A 12356-nucleotide genomic window follows, 5' to 3' on the forward strand; every position below is an offset into this window, starting at 1 on the left:
GCGCGCTGGGCGGCTTGCTGCCGCAACTAGTGCAGGCCGTGCAGGGCGCCGGCGGCAAGGGTGGCGCGCTGGAGCAGGTACTGGCCGGGCTGGGCGGCGGCGGCGCTGGCGGCATGCTCGGCCAGGTTGCCGGCATGCTGGATCGGGATGGCGACGGCAATCCGATCAACGACGTCATGGGCATGTTCGGCAAGAAATAGCCGCCGCCACTTGAATGCGGGCGCAACAGGGCCAGATTCAGTTGTATGACCACAGCCCTCACCGCCCGCCTGCCCCGCACTGACGCCGCATCCGCCCGCGTTCGGATCGAGCGGCTCGAGTATATGCTGGAAGGCGCCGTGCGCATTCCCGGCCTGGGCACGCGCATCGGCCTTGATGCCCTGATCGGCCTGGTGCCCGGCGTCGGCGACGCGGCGATGGCGGCGATGGGGCTTTATCTGGTGTGGGAGGCGCGAAACCTTGGCGCTTCGCGCTTCATGCTGGCCCGCATGCTTGGCAATGTCGGCATCGATGCGCTGATCGGCAGCGTGCCGCTGGCCGGCGACGTGTTTGACATCTTCTTCCGTTCCAACAGCCGCAACCTCAAGTTGCTGCGGCGGCACCTCAATCGCGCGGCTGCCTGAAGCGGATCAGGATGGTCGCCGCCACCGCCAGCAGCAGGATAGCGGACGCTTCGAAGATGATGGACTGGGGCGCCATTTCCTTGCCTTGCAGCACGATCAGCCGGGCCAGCGCGGTGATGGCGATGAAGATCGGGTAGATCACCGGTGCCGTCTTGCCACTGTAGAAGGCGGCGACCATGCCGATCACCTCGGTATAGAGGAACATTAGCAGGATATCGGCGAGGTTGATGTTCTGCGCCTGCCAGACGCGCAGCAACTCCAGCGCCACCGCGCCCAGCGTGAGCAGCGCGATCAGGAACAGCAGGCCGCGTTCGATGAGGCCAAACATCGTCAGCGCGCGGGCGCGGTCTGCCGGGCTGAGCACCTCGTGTTGGGGCTGATCCATGGGGCGACGCTACTTCAGCAAAGCTGGCAGCGCCATGTGGCCAATCGGCCCTGTTCAGGCAAAATCCAGACCAACATCCGCTGCCGGCGCGCTCTGGGTGATGCGACCGACACTGATGAAGGTGACACCGGTTTCGGCAATCGCGCGGATGGTGACGAGGTGGACGCCGCCGGAGGCTTCGGTCGGGACCCGGCCAGCCACCATCGCCACAGCCGCCCGCAGCGTCGGCACGTCCATGTTGTCGAGCAGCAGACGATCGGCACCGGCAGCAAGCGCTGGCTCGATCTGGTCGATGCGATCGACCTCGACCACGATGCCTTTCAGGCCCGCCGCCTTGGCCGCGCGCACCGCTGGTTCAACACCGCCGGCAACCGCGATGTGATTGTCCTTGATCATCACGCCGTCATCCAGCCGCAGACGGTGGTTGGTGGCGCCGCCCATTCGAGTGGCATATTTCTCCAGCGCCCTCAGGCCCGGCAAGGTCTTGCGCGTGTCGAGCAGCACGGCGCCGGTGCCGGCAATGGCGTCCACATATTGCCGCGTCATGGTGGCGATGCCGGTCAAGTGCTGCACGGTGTTCAGCGCCGAACGCTCGGCGGTGAGCAGGGCGCGGGCATTGCCCTCGATGCGCATCAGATCGGCACCCGCTGGCACGGCATCACCATCACGCGCCAACAGGGCGATGGTGCAATCCGGATCGAGCGCACGGAAGAAAGCAACGGCGAGCGGCAGGCCGGCGACAATCACCGGGTCGCGGCTGTCCATCACGGCGGTCAGTCGCGCGTCGGCCGGAATGACCGCGGCTGACGTGATGTCGCCGCCGGCCCCCATGTCCTCCGCCAGCGTTGCCGCAACAAACGCGGCCGTATCAAACCCGTCAATCACCGCGCACCGGCACCGCCGAGACATTGCCGGCCATTTCCAGCATGCGATCAAGACTGCGCTTGGCCTTCACGCGAACATCCTCCGGCACCTCGATCTGCGGCGTGAGATCGCGCAGGGAAAGATAGAGTTTCTCCATCGTGTTCAAGGCCATGTAGGGGCACATGTTGCAGCCGCAATTGCCATCCGCGCCAGGTGCGCCGATGAAATTCTTGTGCGGTGCAGCCTTCTGCATCTGGTGAATGATGTTCGGCTCGGTCGCGACGATGATGGTGGGTTCAGGCGAATTCAGCGCATAGTTCAGGATGCCGCTGGTGGCGCCAATGTAATGCGCCAGTTCCAGGATCGGCGCCGGGCATTCCGGGTGGGCCAGTACGGGCGCGGCCGGGTGCTGGGCTTTCAATTTGAGCAATTCCGTCACCGAGAATTTCTCGTGCACCATGCAGGTGCCATCCCACAGCAGCATGTCGCGCCCGGTCTTGCGGTTGAGCCAGGCACCCAGATGCTTGTCGGGCGCAAACAGTATCTTCTGATCGGCGGGCAGCTGGTTGATGATCTTTTCGGCCGAGCTCGACGTCACGATGATGTCGCTCTCCGCCTTCACCGCCGCCGAGCAGTTGATGTAGGTCAGGCTGATATGATCCGGGTGTGCGCGGCGGAATTTCGCGAAGGCTTCCGGCGGGCAGCTGTCTTCCAGGGAGCAGCCGGCCTTCAGATCGGGCAGCACCACGGTCTTTTGCGGCGAGAGGATCTTGGCGACTTCGGCCATGAACTTGACGCCGCAAAAGGCGATCACGTCCGCCTCGGTCGCCGCGGCCTTGCGCGACAGATCGAGACTGTCGCCGACGAAATCGGCGATGTCCTGGATTTCCGGCGCCTGATAATAATGGGCGAGGATGACGGCGTTGCGCTCCTTGCGCAGCCGGTTGATTTCCGCCTTCACATCGATAGCGGCGCCACCGCCGCCCAACAGGTTCAATCGCGCGTCCATCAGACAAGACTCCAGATTTCGCCGGCACGGATCACCTTGCCGCGCCGTTCCAGATCAATCAGATGCGCGAGCACGCTGCGGCCGGCGGCCGGGTGCAGGCGCTTATCGACCATCGCATACATCGCCGCAACCATCTGCGGGATGGTGGTGAGGCCCTCCCCTATCGCCCGCAACACCTGGGTTTCGCGCTGGCGGCGGTGGCCGAGCAGATGCTTCACGAAGCGCTGCGGATCGGTCACGGCCTCGCCATGCGTGGGGTGATAGATGGCGTCGTCGCGGGCCATCAACTTTTCGAGGGATGCCATGTAATCGGCCATGTCGCCATCGGGCGGAGCGACCACAGTGGTGCTCCAGCCCATGACATGATCGCCGGTGAACAGCGCCTTCTCCTCCGCCAGCGCGAAGCAGAGGTGGTTGCTGGTGTGACCCGGCGTGTGGATGGCGGTGAGCGTCCAGCCGGGGCCGTGGATGCTCTCGCCGTCGGCCAACACGCGATCAGGGGCATAGGTCGCGTCGAACCCAGCATCGGCGCGCGGTCCATCGTCGCTGAGCACCAGCGGCGCGCAGCCGACGATCTGGGCACCAGTCGCGGCCTTCAGCGCCGGGGCTGCGGGTGAGTGATCCATGTGGGTGTGGGTGATGACGATATGGCTCACCGTTTCGCCAGCCAGCGCATCAATCAGCGCGCTTATGTGCGCTGGATCGTCCGGGCCAGGATCGATGACGGCCACCGTGCCCTGCCCGACCACGAAGGTGCCGGTGCCAGTAAAGGTGAAGGGCGACGGATTTTTCGCCAGCAGCCGGCGCACCAGCGGCGAACGCGGCTGCAGATGGCCATAGGCGGCGCTGTCAGGATGGCTGGCCATATCCATGGCCCCCATGTGGCAGCGGCCACGGCCAATTGAAAGGCCCGATCCGCAACAACCCGGCTTGAAGGCGGCGCGCCATTGCCGCATGCGTGACACAACGGGAGGCAAAAGATGCAGTTCGATGTGGTGATCGTGGGCGGCGGCCATGGCGGTGCGGCACAGGCGGCGCAGCTGCGCCAGCGCGGGTTTGCCGGCAGCCTGGCCATCGTCACGGCCGAGCCGGAACTGCCCTACGAACGCCCGCCGCTTTCAAAGGAATATCTTGCCGGCGAGAAGACTTTCGAGCGCATGCTGCTGCGGCCACCGGCCTTCTGGGCAGAGCGCCAGGTGGAGGTGATGACCGGTACCCGCGTGACGGCGGTCGATGCGGTGGTGCACCGGCTGGAGACGACGGCTGGGCCAGTCGAATATGGGAAACTGGTCTGGGCGGCGGGCGGCGATCCGCGCCGGCTGACGTGCCCTGGCCATGATCTGCCCGGGCTGCATGCCATCCGCACGCGCGCCGATGTCGATGCGCTGAAGGCCGATCTGAAGCCCGAATCGCGCGTGCTGGTGGTGGGCGGCGGCTACATCGGCCTGGAGTCCGCAGCGGTGCTCAGCAAGCTCGGCCATGCGGTGACCGTTCTGGAAGCCATGGACCGGGTGCTGGCGCGCGTGGCGGGGCCGGAATTGTCCGCCTTCTACCAGGCGGAGCATGCAGCGCATGGCGTGGAGATCGTCACCGGCGCGCAGGTGGTGGCGATTGCCGATGCGGGCGGCGCAAGGCTGGCCACGCTGGCCGACGGCCGCCAAGTGGTGGCGGATGTGGTGATTGTCGGCATCGGCATCGTGCCAGCCGTGCAGCCGTTGCTCGACGCCGGTGCCAAGGGCGGAAACGGTGTGTGGGTGGATGATCATTGCCGCACCAGCCTGCCCGACATTTTCGCCATCGGCGACTGCGCGCTGCACGCCAACGCCTTTGCCGGCGGCGCTGAGATCCGGCTGGAATCGGTGCAGAACGCCGCCGACATGGCCGCGACCGTGGCGCGGGCCATCACCGGCGATCCGGCGCCATACCATGCAGTGCCGTGGTTCTGGTCCAATCAATTTGACCTCAGGCTGCAGACGATGGGTCTCAGCCTCGGCCATGATCAGACCGTGTTGCGCGGCGATCCCGCTACGCGGGCGTTCAGCCTGATCTATCTGAAGGCCGGCAAGGTGATCGCGCTGGACTGCGTGAACGCGGCGCGCGACTATGTCCAGGGTAAGGCGCTGGTGGAACAAGGCGTGGCGGTGCCGCTGGACGCGCTGGCCGATACGGCGACGCCACTGAAAAGCTGGCACCAAGCCTGAGGGGGCAGATATGGACGTGACACGGCGGGGCTGGCTGGGGCTGGCAGGCATGGCAGCGGCAAGCACGCAGGCCAGCGCCATCACCATCCGCCCGATGGTGGCGGATCCCACCGGCTTTGCGCCAGCGCCGGGCATTGCCCACCTGAAATATAACGAGAATCCACTCGGCCCGCCGCCGTCTGCGATCAAGGCGATGGCAGATCTGGCGCGCAGCGGTTGGTATTATGCCGATGATGCGGAAGGCCGGCTGGCGGCGATGATCGGCAAGCGGCTGGGTGTGCCGGCGTCGCAGGTCGTGCTCGGCCACGGCAGTTCGGAGGTCATCACCAGTGCGGCGCTGGCTTGGGGGCGGCGCGGCACCATCCTGATGCCGGCGCTGCAGTTCGACGAACCCTTGCTCTATCCGATGGCGCAGGGGCTGAGTTATCGCCGGGTCGCCATGGCGCCGGATATGGGCATTGATCTGGGCGCGCTGGCCCGTGCCGCCGCTGCGCCCGATGTGGCGATGATCTATCTGTGCAATCCCAACAACCCGACCGGCATGATGTTGCCAGCGGCAGATCTGCTGGCCTTTGCCCGGGCACTGCCGCCGCGGGTCACTCTGCTTGTCGATGAAGCCTATATGGAACTGGCCGACGATCCGGCCGGTTCGACCATGCTGCCGCTGATTCAAGGCGGCGCCAATGTCATCGTCACCCGCACTTTCTCCAAGCTGTTCGGCATGGCCGGCCTGCGCATCGGTTACGCCGTCGCCTCGCCGGCCAATGCCGGCGAGCTGAAGCGCCACCGCATCACCATCAGCCTGAATGCGCCCGGCCTTGCGGCCGCCATCGCGGCCTGGGATGATGGTGCGTTTCAGCAACAGAGCCGCACGTCCATCATCGCGGCGCGGCGGGTGCTGCAAGCCGCCGTTGCAAAGGCCGGCACCATCGCCCTGCCCAGTCAGACCAATTTCCTGTTCGTGAAGGTCGCCAATGCCGATCGCTTCGCCGCCGCCATGGCCCAGCGCGGCATCCTGGTGCGCGGGGCATGGGGGCCGGCCTGGCCCGAATGGTCGCGGGTCTCGACCGGGCGCCTGCCCGATGTGGAGCGCTATGCCGCGGCCTTGCCTGAACTCATGCGGGCCTGACTTGCCAGCCTGACCGGGCCGGCGCATGGGCAGGAAAACAATCAGGGAGCATCGCCATGGCCAGCAGGGTCATCCTCACTGTCATCGGATCGGACCGTCCGGGTCTCACCGCCGCGCTGGCCGAGGCCGTGCTGGATGCCGGCGGCAACTGGCTGGAATCACACCTGGCGCGCCTTGCTGGCCGCTATGTCGGCAGCGTGCTGGTGGAAATCGCGCCGGAACAGCTGGCGGCGCTGCACAAGGCGGTCGCCGCCGTGGATGCCAACGGCCTGAATGTCACGCTGGTCGATGCCGGCGAGGCAGTGGCGTCTGCTGGCACGCGGCTCAGCCTGCAGTTGGTGGCGCAGGATCGGCCCGGCATTGTCAACGAACTGGCGCAAGCGCTGGCGCCGTTGGGCGTGAACATCGAGTCGCTGGAAACCACCGCCGAAGATGGCGCCTGGTCGGGCGCGCGGCTGTTTCGCGCCGAGGTGGTCGCCAGCCTGCCGGCCGGCGTGTCGGAAACCGACGTGCAGGCAGCCCTCGAAGGCGTTTCGGCCGAAATCATGGTGGATCTCGCCTGAGCTGTTGCCTCCCCAAGCAGACGGTTTGCGCGCGACTCAGAAGCGGGTTAGCGTGAGGCAAACGTGAATATGGGGAGTGTCGCCATGGGCGAGGCAGTGGATTTCATTATCGTCGGCGCGGGCTCTGCCGGTTGCGCCATGGCCAATCGCCTCTCCGCCGACCCGGCCACCCGCGTGCTGCTTTTGGAAGCCGGCGGCAACGACAACAGCATGCTGATCCAGATGCCGGCCGGCATCGCCCAGATCATCCCGCCCGACAAGCCGAGCCCCTTTGACTGGGGTTACTGGACGGAGCCGCAGGCGCATCTTGGCAATCGGCCGCTCTATTGGCCGCGCGGCCGGGCGCTGGGCGGATCATCCTCGATCAACGGCATGGTCTATATCCGCGGCCATGCCAGCGATTATGACCGCTGGAGTCAGCTGGGGCTGACCGGCTGGGGCTGGGCTGACGTGCTGCCCTATTTCCGCAAGGCCGAGGACTCAGAGCGCGGCGCCGATGATTTTCATGGGGCGGGTGGCCCGCTGCATACCAGCCGCAAGGGCGCACTGCCCAATCCGCTCAACGCTGCCTTCATCGAAGCGGCGACACAGGCCGGCTACAAGCGCACCGACGATTTCAACGGGCCGCAGTTCGAAGGCGCCGGGCAATATGATGCCACCATCAAGGATGGAGAGCGCTTCTCGGCGGCCAAGGCCTATCTGACGCCGGAGGTGCGCAAGCGCCCCAACCTCGAAATCCGGACCGGCGTACAAGCGCAGCGCGTGCTGTTTGACGGCAACCGGGCCGTTGGCGTTGCCTATACCCAGGGCAATCGCAGCGACCAGGCCATGGGCCGCGAGATCATCCTGTGTGGGGGTGCCGTGAACAGCCCGCAGCTGTTGATGCTGTCAGGTGTTGGCCCGGCCGCGCATCTGCAGGCCATGGGCATTGGCGTTGTCGCCGATAGCCCGGATGTCGGCGGCAATCTGCAGGATCATCTCGACGTGATCGTGCAATGGCATTGCAGCCAGCCGATCACGCTCAACAACAATAGCAAATTCATCAACAAGATGGTGGCGCTGGGCAAATGGGTGTTCGCCCGCACCGGCAATGGCGCCCATATGCCGACCCCTGTTGGCGCATTCATTGCCACCCGCGAGGGGCTAGCGGCGCCCGATATCCAGATGCACTTCATGCCGGTGCGCGGCAATCCGCACGGCCGCGGTGAAATGGACGGCCGTCATGGCTACCAGTTGCACGTCTGCCAGTTGCGACCGGAAAGCCGTGGCACCATCCGGCTGAAATCGCCCGACGCGCTCGGCCCGCCAGCGATTGACCCCAATTATCTGAGCGCGCCCGAGGATGTCGAGACCCTGCTGCGCGGCGTGGAAATCGCCCGCGAGATTGGCCGGCAGCCGGCCTTTGCGCACTATAACGATGGCGAAGCCTGGCCCGGGGCCGATGTGACAAGCCGAGACGCACTGCTGGAGCGCATGCGTGGCTGGGCCGAGACCATTTATCACCCCGTCGGCACTTGCCGCATGGGCGTGGATGATCACGCCGTCGTGGATGGCCAGTTGCGCGTGAACGGCGTTGAAGGCCTGCGCGTGATCGATGCCAGCGTGATGCCATATCTGGTGTCGGGCAACACCAATGCGCCGACCATCATGATCGCGGAAAAGGCCGCCGACATCATTGCGGCGCGCACCAAGCTGGGCCGCAAGCTGGGGCTCGCGGCATGACCATCACGCCGTTCACGATTCCGGAAAATGCCGATGAAGTTGCCTGGATCCGCGACCGCGTGGCCGCGTTCCGCTGGTTCGAGGAGCCGCCGAACGCCGGCTGGCGGCACGGCGCCAACCGCGATTACCTGCAGCGGCTGCAGGCGCATTGGTTGGGGGGTTTTGATTGGCGCGCGGCGGTGGCGCATTTCAATCGCCTGCCGCATGTGCGGGTTGAGATTGGGGAGGATGGCGGCAAGCCATTCCACCTGCACTGCGTGCATCTGCGCTCGAGCCGCCCCGATGCGCGGCCGCTGCTGATTGCACACGGCTGGCCGGGATCGATCCTGGAATTTGACGCCATCATCGAACGGCTGGCCGAGCCCGAGGATCCGGCGGCGCCTGCCTTCCATGTCGTGGCGCCATCGCTGCCGGGCTATGCCTGGTCTGACCGACCGTCGGCGCCGATCGGGCCCCGCGAAGTCGCCCGCCGCTACGACGCGCTGATGGGTGCGCTGGGTTATGACGGCTTCATCTACCAGGGCGGCGATTGGGGCAGCGTGATCGGCGGCTGGATCGGGCTTGATTCGCAGCGGGTGCAGGCCGTGCACCTCAATGGCTATGGCCTGCGAAGTGCCGACATGACGCCGCGCACGCCGGACGAGAGCGCGTGGATGGAGAAGGCGGTGGCCATGCGTGCTACCGAAACCGCCTATCTCCAGTTGCAGGGCACCAAGCCGCAAAGCCTGGGATTTGCCATGATGGACTCGCCGATGGGCGTGGCGGCCTGGTTTGCCGAGAAGTTCGTCGGCTGGTCGGATGTCGCCAATGATTATACCGATCCGCCATTCACGATGGACCAGATGCTCACCAACATCATGATCTATCTGACAACGCGCAGTTTCCTCACGGCAACCTGGATCTATCGCGGCATGTTCCTGGAAGGCGGCTTCGGCATGCCGCCGGGGCGCCGGGTTGAAGTGCCGGTTGGCGTCGCCGCCTTCCCGCGCGACCTGCTCGCCTTTCCGCCCCGCACGATGGTCGAACGTGGATATAATGTCGTGCACTACACCAGCATGCCGCGCGGCGGCCACTTTGCCAGCCTGGAGGAGCCTGAGCTGTTCCTCGCCGACCTCAGGGCGTTTGTCGCCGGGCTGTGAGCATGACGGACCCGGTCTGGGAGGTCTCGGCTGGCCTCACGGCCTACCCGGAGGCGCTGGCGCGCATGCAGGGACTCGCGGCGGGAATCAGGGCGGGCTCCGAATCGGAACGCATCTGGCTGGTGGAGCATCCGCCGCTCTACACGGCCGGAACCAGTGCCATCCCGGCTGAACTGATTGACCCTGAACGCTTCCCGGTATTCAGCGCTGGCCGTGGTGGCCGCTATACTTATCACGGGCCAGGGCAGCGGGTGGTCTATGTGATGCTGGATCTCGCCGCCCGCGGCCGTGATGTCCGACGATATGTCGCGGGTCTGGAGCACTGGCTGATCGATGTGCTTGGTGATTTTGGCGTCAGCGGGCGCATTATCGCTGGCAAGGTCGGGGTTTGGGTCGACACGCCCAACGGGACGGCAAAAATCGCTGCCATCGGCGTTCGGGTCCAGCGCTGGGTGAGCTTTCACGGGCTCTCGCTGAACGTCGCCCCTGAACTCAATGATTTCAATGGGATCATCCCCTGCGGCCTGGCAGAGCCGGTGACCAGTCTTTCGGCGCTGGGCGTGGAAGCCACAATGGCTGATGTCGATCGGGCGTTCGCCCGCCATATGCCCGCACTGCTGGCACGTCTCGTCGCATGATGCCATCTACGTGCAACGACCCGCTTGCAGGATTTCGCTGGCATCGCTAATGTCTACCCCAGTTGGGGGATTAAGGCCGAGCCGACCCAACTCGTCCTGGGTTCAGGCGATACCGTCCAAGGAGTTTAAACAATGACCATCGTTGAAAAGCTGAAGACCGCCTCGATCATCGCTGGCGCCGCCCTGCTCGTCGTCGCTTGCGGCGAAAAGAAGGCTGAAGAAGCTCCGGCCGCCGAAGCGCCGGCTGCTGAAGCCGCTCCGGCTCCGGAAGCCGCTCCGGCTGCCGACGCCATGGCTCCGGCTGCTGACGCCGCTGCTCCGGCCGCTGACGCCGCTGCTGCTCCGGCCGCCGACGCCGCTGCTGCTCCGGCTGCTGAAGCTCCGGCTGCCAAGTAATTTCGACTTTTCGTCGATTTGCTTTAGGAAGGGCCGTCCCGCATGGGGCGGCCCTTTTTCTTTGGGGAAGGATACAAGATGAGCCTTGCACAGATCACCGAAACCATGACCGAACGGCTGGGTGCCGGCGGCCAGTTCAAGAAGTCGGTGAAGTTTGATTTTGGCGACGATGGCCTGGTGCGCATCGATGATACGGTCTCGCCCGTTGTGGTGAGCAATGACGATGGTCCGACCGCCTGCACCATCAAGGTCAGCATGGCCGATTTCATGGATATCGCCACGGGCAAGCAGAATGCTCAGATGGCGTTCATGATGGGCAAGCTCAAGATCGAAGGTGACATGTCGGTCGCACTGTCGCTGGGCAGCATCCTGGGCTGACCCGTCGATGCGGTACACCGGGCTGGCCCTTGGCCTGCCCGGTGACCAGTGGCAGAGCGCAGTTCATTGGGGATAGTGTAAATGCGTTCAATCCTCTGGCTATCGTTGACAGCTGTGCTGTTTGCGGGTGCCGCTGATGCGGCACCACGCAAGGGAAAGCGCCCTGTAAAACGGCCCACAGCCAAGGCTGTGGTAAAGCCGGTGGCGCCCAAGGCTCCCATCACGCCCGGCATCATGGTGCCAAAGGCAGTGGTGCTCACCAAACCGACGCCAGCTGAAGCGAGGGCCCATGCGGTATGGACCCTGCGAGCAGCGCTAAACGTGGCCGCGCTGCAGTGCCAATACTCGCCGTTCCTGCGGGCCGTCGACAATTATAACCAGATGCTGAAGAAGCACGGTGACGACCTGGCTTCGGCGCAGGCCATGATGATCAGTCACTTCGTGCGAACGGTGAAGAGCGGCGGCATGGCCGCGTTCGATCGGTATAACACCCGCAGCTACAACAGTTTTTCGACGCTCGATGCGCAGTATAATTTCTGCTGGGCGGCCGGCCAGGCCGGGCTTGCGCTCCGGGCAGCGGCGCCGGGCGAGATGGCCCGGGTTGCCGAGACAGCCGTCGTGGCGCTGCGCGATGCGCTTGGCATTGTGCCGCCTGCTGCCGGCCTGATGGTTCCACCCATGGCGACGCTCCCCGATTTCAGGCTACCGATCTACGTCGCCGACGACTGATCGCTACTCACACCCGTTGCATTGCCGCCCAGCCGCCTGAGCGGGCGGCGTAGCCATGGCTTGCGGATCTCGTTCTTGAATGAAGACAAAGAAAAAGGGGGAGTGGCATCGCCACTCCCCCAATTTCTTTTAGCCTGTCGGCCGCTTACTGCGGCTGGCAGGGCCCGGTCGGAGCCGGAGCCGGAGCGCCGCTGAAGGTGATTTCCACGCGACGGTTCTGCGGTTCGCGCACACCATCGGCGGTATCAACCAGCGGACGACCTTCACCGAAGGCTTCCGTACCCATCGCATCGGCGGGGACACCCTTGCCGGCCAGATAGGCCTTCACGGCATCAGCGCGACGCTGCGACAGCTTCACGTTGTAATCGTCCTTGCCCGACTTGTCGGCGTGGCCGGCAAGCGCAACGCGGGTCTGGCCAGTCGCTGCGTACTGCTCGGCCGCGCGGTCGAGGATGGCAGCGGCTTCAGCCGTGATATTGGACTTGTCCCAATCGAAGAAGACCAGGAACGGACCAGGCGTCACAGCAGCCGGCGGGCACGGCGGCAGCGGCGGCGGCGGGGGCGGCGGGGGAGGCGGCGG

General features: G+C 65.3%; 15 protein-coding genes and 1 pseudogene. 11 read left to right on the plus strand and 5 right to left on the minus strand.

Going from position 1 to position 12356, the window contains the following annotated elements:
• Window positions 1–200, plus strand: a pseudogene (locus tag GJ693_RS16875) (DUF937 domain-containing protein); the annotation flags it as partial.
• Window positions 201–245: 45 nt separating this feature from the next.
• Complete coding sequence (locus tag GJ693_RS09450) at window positions 246–623, plus strand: DUF4112 domain-containing protein (RefSeq protein ID WP_156256062.1); 378 nt, start codon at window positions 246–248, stop codon at window positions 621–623.
• Here GJ693_RS09450 and GJ693_RS09455 read toward each other — a convergent pair.
• The 4 genes from GJ693_RS09455 to GJ693_RS09470 are packed head-to-tail and all read right to left on the minus strand — an operon-like array spanning window position 604 to window position 3753.
• A complete protein-coding gene (locus GJ693_RS09455) occupies window positions 604–1008 on the minus strand; it encodes a phosphate-starvation-inducible protein PsiE (RefSeq protein ID WP_156256063.1) in 405 nt (134 codons plus the stop codon). The two genes, GJ693_RS09450 and GJ693_RS09455, sit on opposite strands and share 20 nt — an antisense overlap.
• Window positions 1009–1062: 54 nt before the next feature.
• Entirely contained in the window at window positions 1063–1917 is an 855-nt protein-coding gene (gene nadC, locus GJ693_RS09460; RefSeq protein WP_156256064.1) for a carboxylating nicotinate-nucleotide diphosphorylase, read from the minus strand.
• Window positions 1886–2881 (minus strand): quinolinate synthase NadA, encoded by a 996-nt coding sequence (gene nadA, locus GJ693_RS09465; RefSeq protein WP_156256065.1) that lies wholly within the window; start codon window positions 2879–2881, stop codon window positions 1886–1888. Before nadA ends, nadC begins: the two co-directional genes overlap by 32 nt.
• The gene (locus GJ693_RS09470; protein ID WP_156256075.1) at window positions 2881–3753 is read right to left on the minus strand and encodes an MBL fold metallo-hydrolase; all 873 of its coding nucleotides are present in this window, start codon (window positions 3751–3753) and stop codon (window positions 2881–2883) included. The genes nadA and GJ693_RS09470 overlap by 1 nt, the downstream gene beginning before the upstream one ends.
• 108 nt (window positions 3754–3861) lie before the next feature.
• Between GJ693_RS09470 and GJ693_RS09475 the strand changes: the two genes are divergently transcribed.
• From GJ693_RS09475 to GJ693_RS09515, 9 genes are all read left to right on the plus strand, one after another.
• Complete coding sequence (locus GJ693_RS09475) at window positions 3862–5082, plus strand: NAD(P)/FAD-dependent oxidoreductase (protein ID WP_156256066.1); 1221 nt, start codon at window positions 3862–3864, stop codon at window positions 5080–5082.
• Window positions 5083–5131: 49 nt separating this feature from the next.
• Entirely contained in the window at window positions 5132–6211 is a 1080-nt protein-coding gene (locus GJ693_RS09480; RefSeq protein WP_235902784.1) for a pyridoxal phosphate-dependent aminotransferase, read from the plus strand.
• Window positions 6212–6267: 56 nt separating this feature from the next.
• The gene (locus GJ693_RS09485) at window positions 6268–6774 is read left to right on the plus strand and encodes a glycine cleavage system protein R (RefSeq protein WP_156256067.1); all 507 of its coding nucleotides are present in this window, start codon (window positions 6268–6270) and stop codon (window positions 6772–6774) included.
• 84 nt (window positions 6775–6858) lie between these two features.
• A complete protein-coding gene (locus GJ693_RS09490; protein ID WP_156256068.1) occupies window positions 6859–8496 on the plus strand; it encodes a GMC family oxidoreductase in 1638 nt (545 codons plus the stop codon).
• The gene (locus tag GJ693_RS09495; protein WP_156256069.1) at window positions 8493–9635 is read left to right on the plus strand and encodes an epoxide hydrolase family protein; all 1143 of its coding nucleotides are present in this window, start codon (window positions 8493–8495) and stop codon (window positions 9633–9635) included. The genes GJ693_RS09490 and GJ693_RS09495 overlap by 4 nt, the downstream gene beginning before the upstream one ends.
• Window positions 9636–9637: 2 nt before the next feature.
• A complete protein-coding gene (lipB, locus tag GJ693_RS09500) occupies window positions 9638–10273 on the plus strand; it encodes a lipoyl(octanoyl) transferase LipB (RefSeq protein WP_156256070.1) in 636 nt (211 codons plus the stop codon).
• A 132-nt stretch (window positions 10274–10405) separates the two neighbouring features.
• Complete coding sequence (locus tag GJ693_RS09505; RefSeq protein ID WP_156256071.1) at window positions 10406–10669, plus strand: hypothetical protein; 264 nt, start codon at window positions 10406–10408, stop codon at window positions 10667–10669.
• Between the two features lie 78 nt (window positions 10670–10747).
• The gene (locus GJ693_RS09510) at window positions 10748–11047 is read left to right on the plus strand and encodes an SCP2 sterol-binding domain-containing protein (RefSeq protein ID WP_156256072.1); all 300 of its coding nucleotides are present in this window, start codon (window positions 10748–10750) and stop codon (window positions 11045–11047) included.
• A gap of 81 nt (window positions 11048–11128) precedes the next feature.
• Window positions 11129–11776, plus strand: a complete 648-nt coding sequence (locus tag GJ693_RS09515) for a hypothetical protein (protein ID WP_156256073.1) — start codon at window positions 11129–11131, stop codon at window positions 11774–11776.
• Window positions 11777–11921: 145 nt separating this feature from the next.
• Here GJ693_RS09515 and GJ693_RS09520 read toward each other — a convergent pair.
• Window positions 11922–12356 (minus strand): OmpA family protein (locus GJ693_RS09520; protein ID WP_156256074.1); only part of this gene is annotated, 435 nt, incomplete at its 5' end.

It is taken from the genome of Sandarakinorhabdus oryzae (assembly GCF_009733735.1).
Lineage (GTDB): Bacteria > Pseudomonadota > Alphaproteobacteria > Sphingomonadales > Sphingomonadaceae > Sandarakinorhabdus > Sandarakinorhabdus oryzae.

What these genes read in the sequence shown, in the direction of transcription:
- GJ693_RS09450 (WP_156256062.1), top strand. Translation starts at nt 246, where the DNA reads ATGACCACAGCCCTCACCGCCCGCCTGCCCCGCACTGACGCCGCATCC.
- GJ693_RS09455 (WP_156256063.1), bottom strand. Translation starts at nt 1,008, where the DNA reads ATGGATCAGCCCCAACACGAGGTGCTCAGCCCGGCAGACCGCGCCCGC.
- nadC (WP_156256064.1), bottom strand. Translation starts at nt 1,917, where the DNA reads ATGTCTCGGCGGTGCCGGTGCGCGGTGATTGACGGGTTTGATACGGCC.
- nadA (WP_156256065.1), bottom strand. Translation starts at nt 2,881, where the DNA reads ATGGACGCGCGATTGAACCTGTTGGGCGGCGGTGGCGCCGCTATCGAT.
- GJ693_RS09470 (WP_156256075.1), bottom strand. Translation starts at nt 3,753, where the DNA reads ATGGATATGGCCAGCCATCCTGACAGCGCCGCCTATGGCCATCTGCAG.
- GJ693_RS09475 (WP_156256066.1), top strand. Translation starts at nt 3,862, where the DNA reads ATGCAGTTCGATGTGGTGATCGTGGGCGGCGGCCATGGCGGTGCGGCA.
- GJ693_RS09480 (WP_235902784.1), top strand. Translation starts at nt 5,132, where the DNA reads ATGGCAGCGGCAAGCACGCAGGCCAGCGCCATCACCATCCGCCCGATG.
- GJ693_RS09485 (WP_156256067.1), top strand. Translation starts at nt 6,268, where the DNA reads ATGGCCAGCAGGGTCATCCTCACTGTCATCGGATCGGACCGTCCGGGT.
- GJ693_RS09490 (WP_156256068.1), top strand. Translation starts at nt 6,859, where the DNA reads ATGGGCGAGGCAGTGGATTTCATTATCGTCGGCGCGGGCTCTGCCGGT.
- GJ693_RS09495 (WP_156256069.1), top strand. Translation starts at nt 8,493, where the DNA reads ATGACCATCACGCCGTTCACGATTCCGGAAAATGCCGATGAAGTTGCC.
- lipB (WP_156256070.1), top strand. Translation starts at nt 9,638, where the DNA reads ATGACGGACCCGGTCTGGGAGGTCTCGGCTGGCCTCACGGCCTACCCG.
- GJ693_RS09505 (WP_156256071.1), top strand. Translation starts at nt 10,406, where the DNA reads ATGACCATCGTTGAAAAGCTGAAGACCGCCTCGATCATCGCTGGCGCC.
- GJ693_RS09510 (WP_156256072.1), top strand. Translation starts at nt 10,748, where the DNA reads ATGAGCCTTGCACAGATCACCGAAACCATGACCGAACGGCTGGGTGCC.
- GJ693_RS09515 (WP_156256073.1), top strand. Translation starts at nt 11,129, where the DNA reads ATGCGTTCAATCCTCTGGCTATCGTTGACAGCTGTGCTGTTTGCGGGT.